The following is an 18,920-nucleotide window of genomic DNA, read 5'->3' on the forward strand; positions in this document are numbered from 1 at the left end:
CGAACCGATACCGACATGCAAACCGTTACGCTCAAACCGTCGAAAGACAAATCCCTGCTGCGCCGTCACCCGTGGATCTACGCAAACGCGATCGAGCACGTGGACGGCAAGCCGGCCGCCGGCGCCACCGTGGTGGTGCGCTCGCACGACGGCCGCTTCCTCGCGCGCGGCGCCTACAGCCCGCATTCCCAGATCCGCGTGCGGGTCTGGAGCTTCGACGAGGCCGAGCCGATCGATCACGCGTTCTTCAAGCGGCGCATCCAGCGCGCGGTCGCGCACCGCCAGACCATGGTGACCAGCACCGACGCAGTGCGGCTCGTGTTCGGCGAGGCCGACGGCCTGCCGGGCCTGATCGTCGACTATTACGTCGACGACGGCCTGCCACGCGAGCTGCCGCCCGGCCAGGCGCCCGAGGCCACGCCGGCGGCCGGCGCGCGGCGCGGCCAGCTGGTCTGCCAGTTCATGGCGGCCGGCGTCGAGGCCTGGAAGCCGGCCATCGTCGCCGCGCTCATCGGCGCGACCGGCTGCCCGAACGTCTACGAGCGCTCGGACGTCTCGATCCGCCAGAAGGAAGGGCTCGAGCAGACCACCGGCGTGCTGGCGGGCGAGGCGCCGCCCGCCACGCTGGTCACGCGCGAGAACGGCGTGCGCTATCACGTCGACGTGTTCAACGGCCACAAGACCGGCTTCTATGTCGACCAGCGCGACAACCGCGCGCTGGTCGGCCAGGTCTCGAACGGGCGCGACGTGCTGAACTGCTTCTGCTACACGGGCGGCTTCTCGCTGGCGGCGCTGGCCGGCGGCGCGAGCCGCGTGGTCTCGATCGATTCGTCCGGCGACGCGCTCGCGCTCGCGCAGCGCAACGTGAGCGCCAACGGGCTCGACCCGGCTCGCGCGAGCTGGCTCGACGCCGACGCGTTCAAGACGCTGCGGCGCCTGGCCGACGAGGGCGAGCGCTTCGACGTGGTGGTGCTCGACCCGCCGAAGTTCGCGCCGGCGCGCGAGCACGTGGACCGCGCCGCGCGCGCCTATAAGGACATCAACCTGAGCGGCTTCCGGCTGCTGCGCCCGGGCGGCCTGCTGTTCACCTACTCCTGCTCGGGGGCGATCGACATGGACCTGTTCCAGAAGATCGTGGCCGGCGCCGCCGCCGACGCGCGCGTCGACGCGCGGATCCTCAGGCGGCTCGGCGCCGGGGTGGACCACCCGCTGCTGACCGCGTTCCCGGAGGGCGAATATCTGAAGGGCCTGCTGTTGCAAATCGCCTGAGCGCCCCGATCTGAGTCGTTCCATCGCGCCTGCCGGACAGCCGGGGCGCGGGCGCTTGACATCTATGTTTCAATAGGTGGTTCGGCACGCGCGGCATCCGGCCGGCGTGCCATGGCATGCTCCGGCGGCGCGCAACCCGGCCGGCGAAGCCGCAACGTATTGACCCCGTTTCACGAACCAAGGCGATCGACATGGCCATTCCCGTCACCATCCTCACCGGCTTCCTCGGCAGCGGCAAGACCACGCTGCTCAAGCGCATCCTGAACGACCAGCACGGCATGAAGATCGCCGTGATCGAGAACGAGTTCGGCGAAGAGAACATCGACAACGAAATCCTCGTGCAGGACAGCAACGAGCAGATCATCCAGATGAGCAATGGCTGCATCTGCTGCACGATCCGCGGCGACCTGGCGCGCGCGCTCGGCGACCTGGCCGCCCGCAAGCGCGACGGCAAGCTCGATTTCGATCGCGTCGTGATCGAGACCACCGGCCTCGCGAACCCGGGCCCGGTGGCGCAGACGTTCTTCATCGACAGCGAGATCGCCGACGAATTCCTGCTCGACGCGATCATCACGCTGGTGGACGCCAAGCACGCCAACGCGCAGCTCGACGAGCACGAGGTGGTGCAGCGCCAGGTCGGCTTCGCCGATCGCCTGTTCATCACCAAGGCCGACCTCGTCGACGAAGCCGCGATCGCCGCGCTCAAGCATCGCCTGCTGCACATGAACCCGAAGGCGGCGGTGCGCCAGGTGAACTTCGGCGACGCCGACATCAAGGAAATCTTCGACCTGCGCGGCTTCAACCTCAACGCGAAGCTCGAGATCGACCCGGACTTCCTCGTCGAGGACGATCACGCGCATCACGATCACGATCACGATCACGGCCACGGCCATGACCACGCGAACTGCGATCACGACCACGGCCACTGCGACCACGACCACGGTCACGATCACGGCCATCACCACCATCACGCGCACCACGACGACAAGATCAAGTCGTTCGTCTATCGCAACGATCGCCCGTTCGATCCGACCAAGCTCGAGGACTTCCTCGGCGGCATCCTGCAGATCTACGGCGAGCGCCTGCTGCGCTACAAGGGCGTGCTGTACATGAAGGGCGTCGATCGCAAGGTGGTGTTCCAGGGCGTCCACCAGATGATGGGCAGCGACCTGGCCTCGAAGTGGCTGCCGGCCGAGAAGAAGACCAACAAGATGGTATTCATCGGCATCGACCTGCCGCAGGACCTGATCACCGACGGCCTCGACGCCTGTCTCGCGTAAGCGCCGCGGGGTTTCGCACGCGGCCGCCGCGACCTGGCCGGCCCGCCATCCGAGCGCCCGCGCCCGGCCGCGCCCGACACCCGCCGCGCCGGGCTCGCCGGGCCGCGGCAGGCCTCGCCCACGGCCGGGCGGCGGGCGGGTATACGGTTCGATCGCATCATCGCTTTTTCGCGCTTTGCAGGTTATATTTTTAGGATATCCAGCCGGCACGGCTGTGCCGTTTCCCGCTTGCGGGGCGGCCGAGCGATTCAGTTACAATACGTGCCCACTGGAAACGGCAGTTGGCAGGCCCGGTTCTTGCATGAATTGCCGGGCGCACCGGCATCGCCCCGCCGGCCGGTTACGAACCGGACGCGGCAGGCCTCGCTTCGAGGCGACGGCGCGAGCGGGCCGGCACCAGGGTACCTGGCGAAACGGTACCGGAGGCTTTCGGCCCCGACACGGCAAATGATTGGCAAACCATGACAAAGGCCGTTGCGGGTAATCCCAAAGTGCAGGCAATATCTCGCGATTTGCGGCACATTGAAGAAGCAAGCAGATGACGAACAAACTCTTGACCGAAGCCGAAATCCTGAAGATGAGCGACAAGGATTACATGAACGATGATCAGCTCGCCTTCTTCAAAAATCGACTCGAGCAGCTGCAGGCGGAAATCCTCCGCAATGCGGGCCAGACGACCGAGAACCTTCGCGAAACGGTGATCGTGCCGGATCCCGCCGATCGGGCCACGATCGAAGAGGAACACGCGCTCGAACTGCGCACGCGCGACCGCGAGCGCAAGCTGCTCAAGAAGGTGCAACAGTCGCTCGCCCGCATCGACTCCGGCGACTACGGCTGGTGCGAGGAAACCGGCGAGCCGATCGGCATCCCGCGCCTGATCGCGCGGCCGACGGCCACGCTGTCGCTCGAGGCGCAGGAGCGCCGCGAGCTGCGCCAGAAGCTGTTCGGCGACTGATCGCGCCGGCGCGGCGGCTTCCCGCGCCTGTTCACGCTGCTTCGACAAGGCGTGCGGCTTGCCGCGCGCTTTTCTTTTTCCGGCGCGCCGTTGCCGGCATGCCGCCCCGCGGCGCTCGGTGCAGTGCCCGCTCGACCGCCGCCGCCTTCGCCGCCCGCACCGGGCCTCGCCCTCGCCGCGTCTGCCTCGCTTGTCCCCTTTCACCGGATTTCGCTCTTGATATCGCCGCGCGTGCCCTAACATGTCCGTGACGCGCGTGGGGCTATTCGCCACATCGCGCGCCGCACAAGGGCGGTGGTGTCCCGCATCGCCGCGTCCTCCCCGGATTTCTGAAGGAACGCAGATGGAGCAATATCACGGCACGACGATCGTCTCGGTGCGCCGCGGCGATCAGGTCGCACTGGGCGGCGACGGCCAGGTCACGCTCGGCAATATCGTCATGAAGGGCGGGGCGCGCAAGGTGCGCCGCATCTACAACAACCAGGTGCTGGTGGGCTTCGCCGGCGGCACGGCCGACGCGTTCTCGCTGCTCGACCGCTTCGAGGCGAAGCTCGAGAAGCACCAGGGCAACCTCACGCGCGCGGCCGTCGAACTGGCCAAGGACTGGCGCACCGACCGCATGCTGCGCCGCCTGGAGGCGATGCTGATCGCCGCCGACAAGACCACCACCCTCGTCATCACCGGCAACGGCGACGTGCTCGACCCGGAAGGCGGAATCTGCGCGATCGGCTCGGGCGGCTCGTACGCGCAGGCCGCCGCGCGCGCGCTGGCCGAGAACACCGAGCTGTCGCCGCAGGAGATCGTCGCCAAGGCGCTGACGATCGCGGGCGACATGTGCATCTACACGAATCACAACCACATCATCGAAACGATCGAGTAAGGACGCTTCCATGAGCACCATGACCCCTGCCGAGATCGTCTCGGAACTCGACAAGCACATCATCGGCCAGGCCAAGGCGAAGAAGGCGGTGGCCGTCGCGCTGCGCAACCGCTGGCGCCGCCAGCAGGTGGCCGAGCCGCTGCGCCAGGAAATCACGCCGAAGAACATCCTGATGATCGGCCCGACCGGCGTCGGCAAGACCGAGATCGCGCGGCGCCTGGCCAAGCTCGCCGACGCGCCGTTCATCAAGATCGAGGCGACCAAGTTCACCGAGGTCGGCTACGTCGGGCGCGACGTGGACAGCATCGTGCGCGACCTGATCGAGATCTCGGTCAAGCAGACGCGCGAGACGGAGATGCGCAAGGTGCGCTCGAAGGCCCAGGACCAGGCCGAGGACCGCATCCTCGACATCCTGCTGCCGCAGCCGCGCGCGGTCGGCTTCGGCTCGAACGCCGAGTCCGCCAACGAGGACAATAACGCCACCCGCCAGACCTTCCGCAAGCGGCTGCGCGAGGGCGCGCTCGACGACAAGGAAATCGAGCTCGACATCGAGCAGCCGCAGGCCGGCATGGACATCATGGCGCCGCCGGGCATGGAAGAGATGACCGAGCAGATCCGCTCGATGTTCTCGAATCTCGGCGGCGGCAAGAAAACCCGCCGCAAGGTGAAGATCAAGGAAGCGCTGAAGCTGCTGACCGACGAGGAAGCCGGCAAGCTGCTCAATGACGAGGAAGTGAAGACGAAGGCCGTGCAGAACGTCGAGCAGAACGGCATCGTGTTCCTCGACGAGATCGACAAGATCGCCTCGCGCAACCACGAGGGGGGCGGCGGCGAGGTCTCGCGCCAGGGCGTGCAGCGCGATCTGCTGCCGCTCGTGGAGGGCACCACGGTCAACACCAAGTACGGGATGATCCGCACCGATCACATCCTGTTCATCGCGAGCGGCGCGTTCCATCTGTCCAAGCCGAGCGACCTGATTCCGGAACTGCAGGGGCGCTTTCCGATTCGCGTCGAACTCGACTCGCTGTCGGTCGAGGATTTCGAATCGATCCTGGTGGCCACCGACGCCAGCCTCGTCAAGCAATACCAGGCGCTGCTCGCCACCGAGGAAGTGCAGCTCGAATTCGCCGCAGACGGCATCCGGCGCCTGGCCGAGGTCGCGTTCTCGGTCAACGAGAAGACCGAGAACATCGGCGCGCGGCGGCTCTATACCGTGATCGAGAAGCTGCTCGAGGACGTGTCGTTCGCGGCCGGCAATCATGCGGGCCAGAGCGTCACGATCGACGCGGGGTATGTCGATCGTGCGCTCGGCGAAGTGTCGAAGGATGAAGACCTGTCGCGCTACGTGCTGTAAGCCGGCGGCGACTCGCCGGGGCAGGTGGCGGACCGGACGGGCGGCCCTGCGCAGGCGGGCCGCCCGCTTTTTTTGTTTTTTGCGATAACGCGGGCGCAAAAGGCACCGGCGGCCTGAACCGGCCCCGGTGCGGGTGGGCTTACTGCCGGACCGGCCGCTTCGCGAGCTTGCGCTGCAGCGTGCGCCGGTGCATGTTCAGCGCGCGCGCGGTGGCCGAGATGTTGTTGTGGTTCTCCGCCAGCACGCGCTGGATGTGCTCCCATTCGAGCCGGTCCACCGACAGCACGACCGGATGCTCGAGCGCTTCCTCGGCCTGCACCTCGCTCGCGTTGGTCTGCAGCGCGGCCAGGATCGACTCGACGTTGGCCGGCTTCGACAGATAGTTGTCGGCGCCGTCCTTCACGGCCTGCACCGCGGTGGCGATGCTGGCGTAGCCGGTCAGCACGAGGATCCGCGCATCGGGCTGCAGGTCGCAAAGCGGCGCGATCAGCGAAAGCCCCGAATCGTCGCCGAGATGCAGGTCGACGGTGATGAACTGGAACTTCGATGCGCCCGCGAGCTTCAGCGCGGCCTCGCGGCTGTGCGCCTGCTCGACCAGATAGCCGCGACGTTCAAGGCCCCGCGCCAACGTCCCGGCAAACACCTCGTTGTCATCGATCACGAGGAAATGGTTGTCGCTCATTTTCTTCTCCTTCGGTTCAGCGAATGTTAAGCGGCCGGTTGCTGCGCCTCGGCCGGCCGCGTGGTGCTGCTTACTACGGGCAAGCGCAGCAGCGCGCGCGTGCCGCGCGGCTGCGCGTCGTGCAGTTCGATCGTGCCGCCCAGCCGCGCGGCGGCGCTGAACGCCAGATACAGACCGACGCCGTTGCCGCCCTGGGTGCTGTCGACGGGTGCGGTGCCGAGCGACTCGCGCAGCGCGGGCGGGATGCCCGGACCGTTGTCGACCACCTCGAACACGATCGTGTCGCGATCCGACACGCGCGTGAGCCGCGCCTGCAGCGTGACGCGATCGCGGCTCGCGCGGGCCGCGTTGTCGAGCAGGATCGTGAGGATCTGCCCGGCGGCGACGGAATCGACGAGCTCGACGCCCGACGGCCCCTCACCGATCTGCTCGAACTGCACGTGCGGATGGCGCAGCCGCCAGTGGCGCCCGAACGTATCGAGCCAGGCGGCGACGCTCTCGCGCGTCGGTCCCGAGGCGCGGCTGCGCAGCCGCGCGAGCGCCGAGGTGCATTGCGACATCTGTTCCTCGAGCACCTTCAGGTCCGCGTCGTAGCGCGCGAGGCCCGGATCGGCGCGCGCGGCGTCGCGCAACTCCTCGGTCAGCATCGCGATGGTCGACAGCGGCGTGCCCATCTCGTGCGCGACGGTGGCGGCCTGCACGCCGAGCGCGACCGCCCGCTCGTCGCGCAGCAGCCGCTGCTGCGCCTCGCCGAGCGCGGCGTCGCGCTGGCGCAGCGCGTTCGACATGCGCGCGACGAACCAGGCGATCAAGCCGACCGACACCAGGAAGTTCACGCCCTGGCCCGCGCGGTAGTAGTCGAACAGGTTCGCCGGGTTGTCCAGGTTGAGCGGCACCGAACTGAAGCCGAGCGTGAAATAGCAGGCCACCGAGAAGGCCGCGAGCCAGACCATCAGATGCCACGGCAGCACCGCGGCCGCGATCGCCAGCGACGGCAGATACAGCGACACGAACGGGTTGGTGGTGCCGCCCGACAGGAACAGCAGCGCGGACAGCGCGCCGATATCCACCCACAGCTGGCCCATCAGCTCGAAATTGGTTTCGGGACGCGCGCGCAGCACGCGCAGCCAGGTCAGCGCGTTGAACACGACCTCGAGCGCGATCACGCTGAGCATGGCCGGCAGCGGCAGGTTCGCGCCGAAGAAGCTCTGCGCGACGGCAATCGTGACGACCTGGCCGAGGATCGCGAGCGTGCGCAGCCAGAAGAGGTTGCCGAGATTGACGCGGCCGGTGGTCGTGATTCTGTACATGATCGGCGCAGTTTACTCCGTCGGCGTGACGCGCCGGCCGGCCGGCTGCCCGGCGAGCGCGCGTGCGTAGCAATCGGGGCACAGACAGCGGTCGGCCGCCAGCGGCGCGCCGTCGGGCCGGGCCGGCAACGGCGGCAGGGCCGCGCACCAGCACCGCAGCGGCGCCGCGCGCGCCCCCGGCGCATCGGGCGCGGGCGCGCCGCAGCCGGACGCCCGCCGGCACCGCGGGCAGCGGCGGGAGGCGGGAACGGCGGTTGCGGCAGGTGAGATCGGCGCCATGAAAGCCTATGGATCCATCGGAAAGACTAGCTGCAAGCATAGCGCGGCGGCCTTCGAGTGCCGCGTCCGTTTGTCCGCGATCGCGCCCTTTTGTCGCACCCAAAATGCAGCAAAACCGCGCTGGCTCAAGCTTGGCCCCAATGGCCAAAAACCGATGCTGCACTGCGCCAGTTGTGTACAATTCCCCCGTTTCGCCCGTCCAGAATCAACCGTCCCGAACCCGAGTCCGCCATGTCCGATCCTCTCGACCTCTCGCAGATCGCGCCCACGCTGAAAGCCGAAATCCTCGCGGAGGCGTTGCCGTACATCCGCCGGTATCACGGCAAGACCGTGGTGATCAAGTACGGCGGCAATGCGATGACGGAAGAGCGGCTCAAGCAGGGTTTCGCGCGCGACGTGATCCTGCTGAAGCTGGTCGGCATCAACCCGGTGATCGTTCACGGCGGCGGCCCGCAGATCGATCAGGCGCTGAAGAAGATCGGCAAGCAGGGCACCTTCATCCAGGGCATGCGCGTGACCGACGAGGAAACCATGGAAGTCGTCGAGTGGGTGCTCGGCGGCGAGGTGCAGCAGGACATCGTCACGCTGATCAACCACTTCGGCGGCCATGCGGTCGGCCTGACGGGCAAGGACGGCGCGCTGATCCACGCGCGCAAGCTGATGATGCCGGACCGCGACAATCCGGGCCAGTATGTCGACATCGGCCAGGTCGGCGAGGTCGAGGCGATCAACCCGGCGGTGGTGAAGGCGCTGCAGGACGACGCGTTCATCCCGGTGATCTCGCCGATCGGCTTCGGCGAGGACGGCCTGTCGTACAACATCAACGCGGACCTCGTGGCCGGCAAGCTCGCCACCGTGCTCAACGCCGAGAAGCTGGTGATGATGACCAACATCCCGGGCGTGATGGACAAGGAAGGCAACCTGCTGACCGACCTGTCCGCGCGCGAGATCGACGCGCTGTTCGAGGACGGCACGATCTCGGGCGGGATGCTGCCGAAGATCTCGTCGGCGCTCGACGCGGCCAAGAGCGGCGTCAAGTCGGTCCATATCGTCGACGGCCGCATCGAACACTCGGTGCTGCTCGAGATCCTGACCGAACAGCCGTTCGGCACGATGATCCGCTCGCATTGAGCGGCCCGCGCACGCCTGTCCGGCCCGCGGCCCAACCGGCGCGGCGGCCGGCGCGCCGTGCGCGCCGGGTCCGGCCGCAGGCCGGCCGGCCGGTCTGGCTGTTCGACCTCGACAACACGCTGCATCACGCCTCGCACGCGATCTTCCCGGCCATCAACGCCGCGATGACGCAGTACATCATCGACACGCTGCAGGTCGATCGCGCCCGCGCCGACCATCTGCGCACGTTCTACACGCGCCGCTACGGCGCCGCCCTGCTCGGGCTCGCACGCCACCATCCGATCGATCCGCACGATTTCCTGAAAGTCGTGCATACCTTCACGGACCTGCCCTCGATGGTGCGCGGCGAACGCGGGCTCGCGCGCCGCTTGGCGGCGCTGCCGGGCCGCAAGCTGATCCTGACCAATGCGCCGGAGTCTTACGCGCGCGCGGTGCTCGCCGAACTCGGCATCGAGCGGCTGTTCGAGCGCGTGATCGCGATCGAGCAGATGCGCGACCGCCGCGCCTGGCGCGCCAAGCCCGACGCCGCGATGCTGCGCCGGGCGATCCGCGATGCGCGCGCGCGGCTCGCCGACGCGATCCTCGTCGAGGACACCCGCAGCCATCTGAAGCGCTACAAGGGGCTCGGCATCCGCACCATCTGGATCACCGGGCACCTGCCCGGCCATCTGCCGCGAATCGGCCGCCCGCACTATGTCGATCGTCGCATTGCTTCGCTACAATCGCTGCGACTGAGCACACGAGCGGGGCGACGCAAATGCAGCCGACTGAACCGCGGGACCCGGCCGTAGCCACGGCCGACACGGCCGACACCCGACCTCCGGCGGCCGGCACCGCGCCGCGCCCGCGCGCGCGGCCGAAGCCCGGCGAGCGGCGGGTGCTGATCCTGCAGACGCTGGCCAGCATGCTCGAGGCGCCCAAGCGCGAGAAAATCACCACCGCCGCGCTCGCGGCCCGGCTCGAGATCTCGGAGGCGGCGCTCTACCGCCACTTCGCGAGCAAGGCGCAGATGTTCGAAGGCCTGATCGAGTTCATCGAGACCACCATCTTCGGGCTCGTCAACCAGATCGTCGACAAGGAGCCGGACGGCTTGCTGCAGGCGCGCGCGATCGGCCTGATGCTGCTCAACTTCGCGGCCCGCAACCCGGGCATGACCCGCGTGCTGACGGGCGAGGCGCTGGTGGGCGAGCACGAGCGGCTGATCGAGCGGATCGACCGCATGCTCGAACGCGTCGAGGCCTCGGTGCGGCAGTGCCTGCGCACGGCGCTCGCGCAGTCCGCGCAGTCCGCGCAGTCTCCCGCCGGCGCGACGGCGCTGCCGCCCGGCTACGATCCCGCGATGCGCGCCAACCTGCTCGTCACGCACGTGCTCGGCCGCTGGCATCGCTACGCGCGCAGCGGCTTCGGCAAATCGCCGGTCGAGCACGCCGACGTCCAGCTGCAGCTGATCCTCTGCTGAGCGTGCGGGCCGGCGGCGCGCGCCGCGGCTCTTCCGCGCCCGGCGATTTCCGCTATACTTTGCCGGCTCGCTGCCGCCTGAACGCGGCGGCGGCCAAGGAAGCGCGCCGATTTGCTGACTCGATTGCGGGCGCGCGAGCCTGCCGGACCACCGGCCGGGTTCACTATAAATGCGGCTAAAGAGGTCGTCAGCCGCGCCATCGCTCTTGCGCGCATCGCCGACACCGTCTAGCCGCCCAGTCATGAGGCGCAACGAATGGAATCGATCGGCATCGTCGCTCCACGGACCATGCATTTCGCCGAACCGCTGCAGCTGCAAAGCGGCAGCGTGCTCGGCAGCTACCAGCTCGTCGTCGAGACCTACGGCGAACTGAATGCCGCGCGCTCGAACGCGGTGCTCGTCTGTCATGCCCTGAACGCCTCCCACCACGTGGCAGGCATCTACGCGGACGATCCGCGCAGCACCGGCTGGTGGGACAACATGGTCGGGCCGGGCAAGCCGCTCGACACCAACCGCTTCTTCGTGATCGGCGTGAACAACCTCGGCTCGTGCTTCGGCTCGACCGGCCCGATGAGCCTCGACCCCGCCACCGGCACGCCCTACGGCGCGCGCTTCCCGGTGGTCACGGTGGAGGACTGGGTCAACGCGCAGGCGCGCGTGGCCGATGCGTTCGGCATCGCGCGCTTCGCCGCGGTGATGGGCGGCAGCCTCGGCGGCATGCAGGCACTGGCCTGGAGCCTGATGTATCCGGAGCGCGTCGCCCACTGCCTGGTGATCGCATCCACGCCGAAGCTCTCGGCGCAGAACATCGCGTTCAACGAGGTGGCGCGCTCGGCGATCCTGTCGGACCCCGACTTCCACGGCGGCAACTACTACGCGCACCAGGTGATCCCGCGCCGCGGCCTGCGCGTGGCGCGCATGATCGGCCACATCACCTACCTGTCGGACGACGACATGGCCGAGAAATTCGGCCGCGCGCTGCGCCGCGCCGACGGCGCGCTCGATGCCTACAACTTCAACTTCGACGTCGAGTTCGAGGTCGAATCGTACCTGCGCTACCAGGGCGACAAGTTCGCCGACTACTTCGACGCGAACACCTACCTGCTGATCACGCGCGCGCTCGACTACTTCGATCCGGCCAAGGCGTTCGGCGGCGACCTGAGCGCCGCGCTCGAGCGCAGCCAGGCGAAATACCTGGTGGCCAGCTTCACGACCGACTGGCGCTTCGCGCCGGCGCGCTCGCGCGAGCTCGTGAAGGCGCTGCTCGACATCCGCCGGCAGGTCAGCTATGCGGAGATCGACGCGCCGCACGGCCACGACGCGTTCCTGCTCGACGACGCGCGCTATCACAACGTGGTGCGCGCCTATTACGAACGAATCGCCGCGGAGGTGGGAGCATGAACCAGCAGGCCTTGACGATGCTCTCGGCGCGGCCGGACTTTCGCGCCATCGCGCGCTGGGTCGAACCGCGCGCGACGGTGCTCGACCTCGGCTGCGCCGACGGCTCGCTGCTCGCGCTGCTGGCCGAGGAGCTGGAGGTGTCGGGCTACGGCATCGAGATCAACGACGCGGGCGTTCACGGCTGCGTGAAGAACGGCGTCAACGTGATCCAGCAGAATCTCGAGGACGGGCTGCGCCTGTTCGAGGACCAGAGCTTCGATTTCGCGATCCTCTCGCAGACGCTGCAGACCATCCATCAGACCGCCGCGATCCTGCGCGAGACGGTGCGCGTGGGCCGCGAGTGCATCGTCTCGTTCCCGAACTTCGGCTACTGGGCGCACCGGCTGTCGGTGCTGAAGGGGCGCATGCCGGTGTCGAAGTCGCTGCCGTACCAGTGGCACAACACGCCGAACGTGCGGGTGCTGACGATCCGCGATTTCGAGGCGCTGGCGCCCGAAGTCGGCATCGAGATCCTCGACCGGATCGTGCTGCACGGCGGCCAGCCGGTCCGTTGGGGCGCGAACTGGCGTGGTAGTCTTGCGGTCTATCGCGTGAAGCGCAGCCATCCCTGACGAGCCATGACCCGACCCGAGCCGCACGACGCGCCCGCGCTCGCCGCCCACGAAGACCATCCCGGCTGGCGGGCCTTCCTCAACACGCGAATGCTGATCTGCGTGTTCCTGGGCTTCACCTCGGGGCTGCCGTTGTTTACGCTGGTCTATCTGGTGCAGGCCTGGCTGCGCTCGGAAGGCGTGAACCTGAAGGAGATCGGCCTGTTCGCGCTGATCCAGTTTCCCTACACCTGGAAGTTCCTCTGGGCGCCGCTGATGGACCGCTTCGTGCCGCGCCTGCCGGGCTGGCGCCCGGGGCGCCGGCGCGGCTGGATGTTCGCCACCCAGCTGCTGGTGGCCCTGGCGATCGGCGCGCTCGGCTTCGTCTCGCCGAGGGACTCGATCTGGACCGTCGCGGCGCTGACCACGCTGGTCGCGTTCTTCGGGGCGAGCTCCGACATCGTGATCGACGCCTACCGGCGCGAACTGCTGCACGACACCGAGCAGGGCCTCGGCAACGCGGTCCACGTGAACGCCTACAAGATCGCCGCGCTGGTGCCCGGCTCGCTGGCGCTGATCCTGTCCGACCACCTGCCGTGGAGCCTCGTGTTCATCGTCACCGGCGCGTTCATGCTGCCCGGCATCGTGATGACGCTGATGGTGCGCGAGCCCGAGGTGCATGGCCTGCCGCCGAAGAACCTGCGCGACGCGGTGATCCTGCCGTTCCGCGAATTCCTGGCGCGCGGCGGCTGGCGCAATGCGCTGCTGGTGCTCGGCTTCATCTTCCTCTACAAGCTCGGCGACGTGATGGCCACCACGCTGTCCACCTCGTTCTTCCTCGACATCGGCTTCAACAAGACGCAGATCGGCGTGATCGCGAAGACCACCGCGTTCTGGGCCAGCCTTGCCGGCGGCATCATCGGCGGCGTCTGGCTGGTGAAGATCGGCATCGCGCGCGGCCTGTGGATTTTCGGCGTGGTGCAGATCGCCTCGACGCTCGGCTTCGCCTGGCTGGCCCGCGCCGGCGCCGATCCGGTGCTGATGGCGGGCGTCTACGGCTTCGAGACGTTCGCCACCGGCCTCACGCTCGCCGCGTTCACCGCCTATATCGCGAGCACCACCGATCCGCGCTACACGGCCACCCAGTTCGCGCTGTTCACGAGCCTCGCCTCGGTGCCGCGCACGCTGGCGTCGGCATCGAGCGGCTTCATCGTCGCGCGGATCGGCTGGTTCGACTATTTCCTGGTCTGCGCCATGCTCGGCATCCCGGGCCTGCTGCTGCTGTTCAAGGTCGCACCGTGGCGCAGCGGCGCACCCGACGAGGCCCCCCGTGCCGGCTGAGCGCGCGCGCAGCGCGCTGCTGGCGGGCGTGGCCGGGCTCGCGTGCGCGGCCGCGATGGCCGCCTCGCCCGCGCCGGCCGACTCCGCCGCGCCGCAGCCCGAGCATGAGGCCGCCTACGGGCAGCCGGCCGCCGGCATGCGCTACGGCAACGCGTTCGCGTTCCGCAACCTGATCCCGTCGCCGGTGCTCGAGCAGATCACCGGCGCGCAGTACCAGCGGATGGTGCAGGCGGCCGCGCAGGCCGGCACGCTGATGGCGGCCGACGATGCACGCGTCAGGCGGCTGCGCACGCTGGTCGCGCGACTGGCGCCGTATGCGGTCAAGTGGAACGATCGCGTGAAGGACTGGCACTGGGACGTGAGCCTGGTGCGCAGCCGCGAGATCCGCGTGCTCGGCCTGCCGGGCGGCAAGCTGCTCGTCGACGGCGGCCTGCTCGCACGGCTGCGCCTGAACGACGACGAACTGGGCGTGCTGCTCGCGCACGAGATGGCGCACGCGCTGCGCGAGCACGCGCGCGCCTGCCTCGGCGACATGCCGCCCGCGGCGGCGCCCGGCGCGAACCCGATTTCCTCGCTGTACGGGCTGGCCGAGCCGCTGCCCGCGCCGCCCGCGATCGCCGAGCGGCTCGCCACGCTGCGCTACGGCGCCACCGACGAGACCGAGGCCGATGTGATCGGCGGCGACATCGCGGCCCGCGCCGGCATCGACCCGCGCGCCGCGATCACGCTCTGGGGCAAGCTCTCGGCCGCCACCCGCGGCGACCGCCGGCGCGGCTTCATCTACTCGCATCCCTATGACGCGCGCCGCCGCCAGGACCTGATGAAGCGGCTCGCCGACCTGATGCCGGTCTACGCGAAGGCGATCGGCAAGCGCGTCGAGGCCCTGCCGCCCTATGCCGGCATCGGCGCGGTGCGCCGCCGCCCCGCCTCGCCCGTCAGTTGATCTCGGCCGGCTCGCCGTTCACGACGAGGCCGTTGGCCTGCACCCAGCGGACCTCGTCGCCGGGGCTGCGGCCGAACATGCGCTTGAACTCGCGGCTGAACTGCGAGGCGCTCGCATAGCCGACGCGCGCGGCGGCCGCGGCGGCGCTGACGCCTTCCTGCACCATCATCAGCCGCGCGTTGTGCAGCCGAGTGGCCTTCACGTACTGCATCGGCGAGGTGCCCGTCACGCTGCGGAAATGCGTGTGGAACACCGCGGCACTCATGCCCGCCTCGGCCGCGAGCGCGTCGATCGAATGCTCGCCGCCGAGATCGAGGTGGATGCGCCGCAGCGCCTTGGCGATGCGCCCGAAGTGATGTCGCTGGCCGAGCGCCGCGCGGATCGCGTCGCCGCGCTCGCCCGTCAGCACGCGGTAGCCGATCTCGCGCATGATCGAGGGGCCGAGCACGCGCGTGTCGTGCGGCGACTGCAGCGCTTCGAGCAGGCGCAGCACCGCGTCGGCGAGCGGCGCGCCAAGCGGCGTCGAGCAGATGCTGTCCGGCTCGCTCGCGGACGCGCCGTGGGTTTCCTCCAGCAGCATCGCGAGCTCGGCGATCACGCCGAGGTCGATGCGCACCGAGATCGCCAGGAACGGGCCGTGCGGCGCCGTGTAGGTTTCGCATTCGAACGGCAGCGGCACCGACAGCACCAGATACTGGCGTTCGTCGTAGACGAACGTGCGCTCGCCGACGTAGCCGACCTTGCGGCCCTGGCAGACGATCACGATGCTCGGCTCGTAGAGCACCGGGCAGCGCGGCACGCGGGCGCCCACGCGCAGGAAGCGCACGCCTTCGAGCGCCGCGTCGGTCGAGCCGTTGTTCGGCGCGAGCCGGTCGATCAGCTCGATCATGCGCCGCTGCACGCGCAGGTCGCCGTCCGGTATGAGGGGTTCGAAGCTCATTGCGCGTTCGTTGCCGGTAATAGGATCAGGCTTGCAATCTAGCACCGCGCCCGGCCGGTGCGTGGCGCATTTTCGCAAATCGAGAGGAATAGGCAAAGCTTCAAGACCTTCAGGTATATCGAGGCCACGCCCCCGTGCTTAGTATGGAAGCCCGTTTCGCGCCGCCGGCCGCTGCGGCGGGCGCGCGCGGATGTTTCGAATCCCACGGTAAGGAGCCTCCCCATGAGCACGACTTACGCCTACGCGGCGCAGAGCGCAACCAGCCCGCTCGCGCCCATGCAGATCGAGCGCCGCGCGCTGCGCGAGCTCGACGTCCAGATCGAAATCCTCTACTGCGGCGTCTGCCATTCCGACCTGCACCAGGCCCGCAACGAATGGCGCAATTCGATCTACCCGGTGGTGCCGGGCCACGAGATCGTCGGCCGCGTCACGGCCGTCGGCCCCGAGGTCAGCCGCTTCAAGGCGGGCGACCTGGTCGGCGTCGGCTGCCTGGTCGATTCGTGCCGCACCTGCGCGAGCTGCTCGGAAGGCCTCGAGCAATACTGTGAAAACGGCTTCGTCGGCACCTACAACGGCCAGGACCGCGTGACGGGCGACATCACCTTCGGCGGCTACTCGTCGCAGGTCGTCGTCGACGAGGCGTTCGTGCTGCGCGTGCCCGAGACGCTCGACCTCGCCGCCGCCGCGCCGCTGCTCTGCGCCGGCATCACCACCTACTCGCCGCTGCGCCAGTGGGGCGCCGGCCCGGGCAAGAAGGTCGGCATCGTCGGCCTGGGCGGCCTCGGCCACATGGGCGTGAAGCTCGCGCGCGCGATGGGCGCGCAGGTGGTGCTGTTCACCACCTCGCCGTCGAAGATCGAGGACGGCAAGCGGCTCGGCGCGCACGAAGTGGTGATCTCGAAGGACGAGGCGCAGATGAACGCGCACGCCAACAGCTTCGATCTGATCGTCAACACGGTGGCCGCGCAGCACGACCTGAACCCGTTCCTGAACCTGCTCAAGCGCGACGGCACGATGACGCTGGTGGGCGCGCCCGAGCACGACCACCCGTCGCCGAACGTGTTCAACCTGATCTTCAAGCGCCGCCGCCTGGCCGGCTCGCTGATCGGCGGCATCGCCGAGACGCAGGAGATGCTCGATTTCTGCGCCGAGCACGGCATCGTGTCGGACATCGAGCTGATCAGGATCCAGGACATCAACCACGCGTATGAACGGATGCTCAAGAGCGACGTGAAGTACCGCTTCGTGATCGACATCGCTTCGCTGAAGGACGCGGCGTAAGCGCGCCGCCCCGGCCGATGGCCGGGGCATCGGCAGGAAAAAAAACGCCGCCGGGAGTCATGCCGGCGGCGTTTTTTTGCGACCTGGCGGGCGGCCGCTGCTTACTGATAGTCGTAATCCACCGTCAACGGTGCGTGGTCGCTGAACTTGATGTCGCGGAAGATCGAGGTCTGCTTCGCGGTGCCCGCCACGCCCGGCGTGGCGATCTGGTAGTCGATCCGCCACCCCACGTTCTTCGCGTAGGCCTGGCCGCGGTTGCTCCACCAGGTGTACTGGTCGGGGCGCGGGTCGAGCGTGCGGAACACGTCCACGTAGCCGACCTCGTCGAACAGCTTGGTCAGCCACGCGCGCTCCTCGGGCAGGCAGCCGGAATTCTTCTGGTTGCTCTTCCAGTTGCGGATGTCGATTTCCTTGTGGACGATGTTCACGTCGCCGCAGACGATCACCTCGCGCGTCGCCTTCAGTTCCGCCAGATGCGGCATGAACTCGTTCATGAAGCGGTACTTGGCCTGCTGGCGCTCGTCGCCGCTCGAACCCGACGGCACGTACACCGACACCACCGACAGCTTGCCGAAGCGCGCCTCGACGTAGCGCCCCTCGGCGTCGAACTCGCTGCTGCCGTAGCCGATGATCACGTCGTCGGGTTCGCGGCGCGTGTAGAGCCCCGCGCCGCTGTAGCCCTTCTTCTGGGCATGGTGGAAATAGCCGGTGAAGCCGTGCGGCGCCGCGAATTCGGCGGGCAGGTCGTCGGCCGACACCTTGATTTCCTGCACGCAGACGCAGTCGGCCTGCTGGTCGCCCAGCCAGTCGAAGAAGCCCTTCTTCGCGGCGGAGCGGATGCCGTTCAGGTTCGCCGTAATGACACGCAGCATGATGTGTTTCCGTTCAGTGTTCCGGGTTCGATGGATGGCGCCCCACGCGGCGCCGTCACGCGATCTTCACGCCCGCCAGCTCGGGCTTGGCGGGCGGATAGGCGAGCTTCATCGCCGTCATCTCGCGCAGCAGCAGCTCGGCGATCATCACGTTGCGATGCGTCTTCGAGTCGGCCGGGATCATGTACCACGGCGCGTGCGGGGCGGAGGTGGCGGCCAGCGCGTCTCGATAGGCGAGCTGATAGGCGTCCCAGTCCTTGCGCGCCTCGATGTCGGACAGGTCGAACTTCCAGTGCTTGGCCGGATCGTCCACGCGCGCCTGCAGCCGCGCGCGCTGCTCGTCCTTCGAGATGTGCAGGAAGCATTTGACGATCGTCGTGCCCGACTCGGCCAGCATCGCCTCGAACTCGCGGATCTGCCGGTGGCGGCGCTTGCATTCGGCCTCGTCGATGCCGCCGAGCACGCGCGGCACCAGCACGTCCTCGTAATGGCTGCGGTTGAAGATCGTCAGCTCGCCGGCGGCCGGCACCTGCGCGTGGACGCGCCAGAGAAAGTCGTGCGCGAGCTCGACCGCGGTGGGCGCCTTGAACGGCACCACGCGCAGGCCGAGCGGATCGACCTCGTGGAACACGGCGCGCACGGTGCCGTCCTTGCCGCTCGTGTCCATGCCCTGCAGCACCAGCAGCAGGCGCTTGCGCGGCTGGGTGTGCAGCATGTCCTGCAGCGCGTCGATCTTCATCGACAGCTCGGACAGACGCGCGCGATCGGCCTCCTTCGAGCCGCTCGAGAACGGCTTCGCGCCGGGCTCGAACGCCTCGAGCCGGAACGCCGCGGCGGCCTTCTCGTCGGTGTGGTACGGCACACGGAAATCGTCGAGCGACGCTGGCTTCGCCATCAATGCCTCCTTAACGGGATTTGGAAGTCGCCGCTGCGGCGCCAAGCCGTCGAGCATA

19 protein-coding genes are annotated in these 18,920 nt (G+C 68.4%); 13 read left to right on the forward strand and 6 right to left on the reverse strand.

The genetic code is table 11. The features are described from left to right. Positions 1 to 15 precede the first annotated feature (15 nt). From KS03_RS16675 to hslU, 5 genes are all read left to right on the forward strand, one after another. A complete protein-coding gene (locus KS03_RS16675) occupies positions 16 to 1,269 on the forward strand; it encodes a class I SAM-dependent rRNA methyltransferase (protein WP_015877287.1) in 1,254 nt (417 codons plus the stop codon). Between the two features lie 191 nt (positions 1,270 to 1,460). Then, positions 1,461 to 2,549, forward strand: coding sequence for a CobW family GTP-binding protein (locus tag KS03_RS16680; RefSeq protein WP_039202430.1), 1,089 nt, complete (start codon positions 1,461 to 1,463; stop codon positions 2,547 to 2,549). A 538-nt stretch (positions 2,550 to 3,087) separates the two neighbouring features. Further along, positions 3,088 to 3,504 (forward strand): RNA polymerase-binding protein DksA, encoded by a 417-nt coding sequence (gene dksA, locus KS03_RS16685; RefSeq protein ID WP_015877289.1) that lies wholly within the window; start codon positions 3,088 to 3,090, stop codon positions 3,502 to 3,504. Between the two features lie 343 nt (positions 3,505 to 3,847). Beyond that, the gene (hslV, locus tag KS03_RS16690) at positions 3,848 to 4,384 is read left to right on the forward strand and encodes an ATP-dependent protease subunit HslV (protein ID WP_015877290.1); all 537 of its coding nucleotides are present in this window, start codon (positions 3,848 to 3,850) and stop codon (positions 4,382 to 4,384) included. 10 nt (positions 4,385 to 4,394) lie between these two features. Further along, entirely contained in the window at positions 4,395 to 5,738 is a 1,344-nt protein-coding gene (hslU, locus tag KS03_RS16695; protein ID WP_017424738.1) for an ATP-dependent protease ATPase subunit HslU, read from the forward strand. 139 nt (positions 5,739 to 5,877) lie between these two features. Here hslU and KS03_RS16700 read toward each other — a convergent pair whose 3' ends face one another. Genes KS03_RS16700 through KS03_RS33200 form a run of 3 tightly spaced genes read right to left on the reverse strand, consistent with a single transcriptional unit; the run spans position 5,878 to position 8,009 of the window. Next, the gene (locus KS03_RS16700; protein WP_015877292.1) at positions 5,878 to 6,420 is read right to left on the reverse strand and encodes a response regulator transcription factor; all 543 of its coding nucleotides are present in this window, start codon (positions 6,418 to 6,420) and stop codon (positions 5,878 to 5,880) included. Between the two features lie 26 nt (positions 6,421 to 6,446). After that, positions 6,447 to 7,730 (reverse strand): ATP-binding protein, encoded by a 1,284-nt coding sequence (locus KS03_RS16705; RefSeq protein ID WP_015877293.1) that lies wholly within the window; start codon positions 7,728 to 7,730, stop codon positions 6,447 to 6,449. 12 nt (positions 7,731 to 7,742) lie between these two features. Beyond that, positions 7,743 to 8,009, reverse strand: coding sequence for a cysteine-rich CWC family protein (locus tag KS03_RS33200; protein WP_080569349.1), 267 nt, complete (start codon positions 8,007 to 8,009; stop codon positions 7,743 to 7,745). Positions 8,010 to 8,240: 231 nt separating this feature from the next. On the opposite strand from KS03_RS33200, the gene argB reads away from it, so the two are divergent. The 7 genes from argB (at position 8,241) to KS03_RS16740 (ending at position 14,874) form a co-directional block, all read left to right on the forward strand. Next, a complete protein-coding gene (gene argB / locus KS03_RS16710) occupies positions 8,241 to 9,140 on the forward strand; it encodes an acetylglutamate kinase (protein WP_015877294.1) in 900 nt (299 codons plus the stop codon). Next, positions 9,137 to 9,931 carry a pyrimidine 5'-nucleotidase gene (locus tag KS03_RS16715; protein ID WP_015877295.1) on the forward strand — a complete coding sequence of 265 codons (795 nt, stop codon included), beginning with the start codon at positions 9,137 to 9,139 and terminating at the stop codon, positions 9,929 to 9,931. The genes argB and KS03_RS16715 overlap by 4 nt, the downstream gene beginning before the upstream one ends. Then, positions 9,898 to 10,599: a nucleoid occlusion factor SlmA gene (gene slmA, locus KS03_RS16720; RefSeq protein WP_017433330.1), complete on the forward strand. Its 702-nt coding sequence runs from the start codon at positions 9,898 to 9,900 to the stop codon at positions 10,597 to 10,599. The genes KS03_RS16715 and slmA overlap by 34 nt, the downstream gene beginning before the upstream one ends. 255 nt (positions 10,600 to 10,854) lie before the next feature. Continuing rightward, entirely contained in the window at positions 10,855 to 12,000 is a 1,146-nt protein-coding gene (gene metX / locus KS03_RS16725) for a homoserine O-succinyltransferase MetX (protein WP_015877297.1), read from the forward strand. Continuing rightward, complete coding sequence (gene metW / locus KS03_RS16730) at positions 11,997 to 12,611, forward strand: methionine biosynthesis protein MetW (RefSeq protein WP_015877298.1); 615 nt, start codon at positions 11,997 to 11,999, stop codon at positions 12,609 to 12,611. The genes metX and metW overlap by 4 nt, the downstream gene beginning before the upstream one ends. Positions 12,612 to 12,617: 6 nt before the next feature. Further along, positions 12,618 to 13,931, forward strand: a complete 1,314-nt coding sequence (locus tag KS03_RS16735; protein WP_015877299.1) for an AmpG family muropeptide MFS transporter — start codon at positions 12,618 to 12,620, stop codon at positions 13,929 to 13,931. Beyond that, positions 13,921 to 14,874 (forward strand): M48 family metallopeptidase, encoded by a 954-nt coding sequence (locus KS03_RS16740; RefSeq protein WP_015877300.1) that lies wholly within the window; start codon positions 13,921 to 13,923, stop codon positions 14,872 to 14,874. The genes KS03_RS16735 and KS03_RS16740 overlap by 11 nt, the downstream gene beginning before the upstream one ends. Here the strand turns inward: KS03_RS16740 and KS03_RS16745 are convergent. Further along, on the reverse strand, positions 14,867 to 15,814 hold the full coding sequence (locus tag KS03_RS16745; protein ID WP_015877301.1) for an AraC family transcriptional regulator: 948 nt from the start codon (positions 15,812 to 15,814) through the stop codon (positions 14,867 to 14,869). The genes KS03_RS16740 and KS03_RS16745 overlap by 8 nt on opposite strands. A gap of 222 nt (positions 15,815 to 16,036) precedes the next feature. Here KS03_RS16745 and KS03_RS16750 point away from each other — a divergent pair, with 222 nt between their 5' ends. Then, the gene (locus tag KS03_RS16750) at positions 16,037 to 17,095 is read left to right on the forward strand and encodes an NAD(P)-dependent alcohol dehydrogenase (protein WP_015877302.1); all 1,059 of its coding nucleotides are present in this window, start codon (positions 16,037 to 16,039) and stop codon (positions 17,093 to 17,095) included. A 101-nt stretch (positions 17,096 to 17,196) separates the two neighbouring features. On the opposite strand, the gene KS03_RS16755 is transcribed toward KS03_RS16750, so the two are convergent. Further along, on the reverse strand, positions 17,197 to 17,967 hold the full coding sequence (locus tag KS03_RS16755) for an exodeoxyribonuclease III (protein ID WP_015877303.1): 771 nt from the start codon (positions 17,965 to 17,967) through the stop codon (positions 17,197 to 17,199). Positions 17,968 to 18,022: 55 nt separating this feature from the next. Then, complete coding sequence (locus tag KS03_RS16760) at positions 18,023 to 18,862, reverse strand: PPK2 family polyphosphate kinase (protein ID WP_015877304.1); 840 nt, start codon at positions 18,860 to 18,862, stop codon at positions 18,023 to 18,025. Between the last annotated feature and the right edge of the window lie 58 nt (positions 18,863 to 18,920).

The organism is Burkholderia glumae LMG 2196 = ATCC 33617 (assembly GCF_000960995.1).
Lineage (GTDB): Bacteria > Pseudomonadota > Gammaproteobacteria > Burkholderiales > Burkholderiaceae > Burkholderia > Burkholderia glumae.

Excerpts from the sequence above, each read along its gene's own strand:
- KS03_RS16675 (WP_015877287.1), top strand. The coding sequence starts at position 16 with ATGCAAACCGTTACGCTCAAACCGTCGAAAGACAAATCCCTGCTGCGC.
- KS03_RS16680 (WP_039202430.1), top strand. The coding sequence starts at position 1,461 with ATGGCCATTCCCGTCACCATCCTCACCGGCTTCCTCGGCAGCGGCAAG.
- dksA (WP_015877289.1), top strand. The coding sequence starts at position 3,088 with ATGACGAACAAACTCTTGACCGAAGCCGAAATCCTGAAGATGAGCGAC.
- hslV (WP_015877290.1), top strand. The coding sequence starts at position 3,848 with ATGGAGCAATATCACGGCACGACGATCGTCTCGGTGCGCCGCGGCGAT.
- hslU (WP_017424738.1), top strand. The coding sequence starts at position 4,395 with ATGAGCACCATGACCCCTGCCGAGATCGTCTCGGAACTCGACAAGCAC.
- KS03_RS16700 (WP_015877292.1), bottom strand. The coding sequence starts at position 6,420 with ATGAGCGACAACCATTTCCTCGTGATCGATGACAACGAGGTGTTTGCC.
- KS03_RS16705 (WP_015877293.1), bottom strand. The coding sequence starts at position 7,730 with ATGTACAGAATCACGACCACCGGCCGCGTCAATCTCGGCAACCTCTTC.
- KS03_RS33200 (WP_080569349.1), bottom strand. The coding sequence starts at position 8,009 with ATGGCGCCGATCTCACCTGCCGCAACCGCCGTTCCCGCCTCCCGCCGC.
- argB (WP_015877294.1), top strand. The coding sequence starts at position 8,241 with ATGTCCGATCCTCTCGACCTCTCGCAGATCGCGCCCACGCTGAAAGCC.
- slmA (WP_017433330.1), top strand. The coding sequence starts at position 9,898 with ATGCAGCCGACTGAACCGCGGGACCCGGCCGTAGCCACGGCCGACACG.
- metX (WP_015877297.1), top strand. The coding sequence starts at position 10,855 with ATGGAATCGATCGGCATCGTCGCTCCACGGACCATGCATTTCGCCGAA.
- metW (WP_015877298.1), top strand. The coding sequence starts at position 11,997 with ATGAACCAGCAGGCCTTGACGATGCTCTCGGCGCGGCCGGACTTTCGC.
- KS03_RS16735 (WP_015877299.1), top strand. The coding sequence starts at position 12,618 with ATGACCCGACCCGAGCCGCACGACGCGCCCGCGCTCGCCGCCCACGAA.
- KS03_RS16745 (WP_015877301.1), bottom strand. The coding sequence starts at position 15,814 with ATGAGCTTCGAACCCCTCATACCGGACGGCGACCTGCGCGTGCAGCGG.
- KS03_RS16750 (WP_015877302.1), top strand. The coding sequence starts at position 16,037 with ATGAGCACGACTTACGCCTACGCGGCGCAGAGCGCAACCAGCCCGCTC.
- KS03_RS16755 (WP_015877303.1), bottom strand. The coding sequence starts at position 17,967 with ATGCTGCGTGTCATTACGGCGAACCTGAACGGCATCCGCTCCGCCGCG.
- KS03_RS16760 (WP_015877304.1), bottom strand. The coding sequence starts at position 18,862 with ATGGCGAAGCCAGCGTCGCTCGACGATTTCCGTGTGCCGTACCACACC.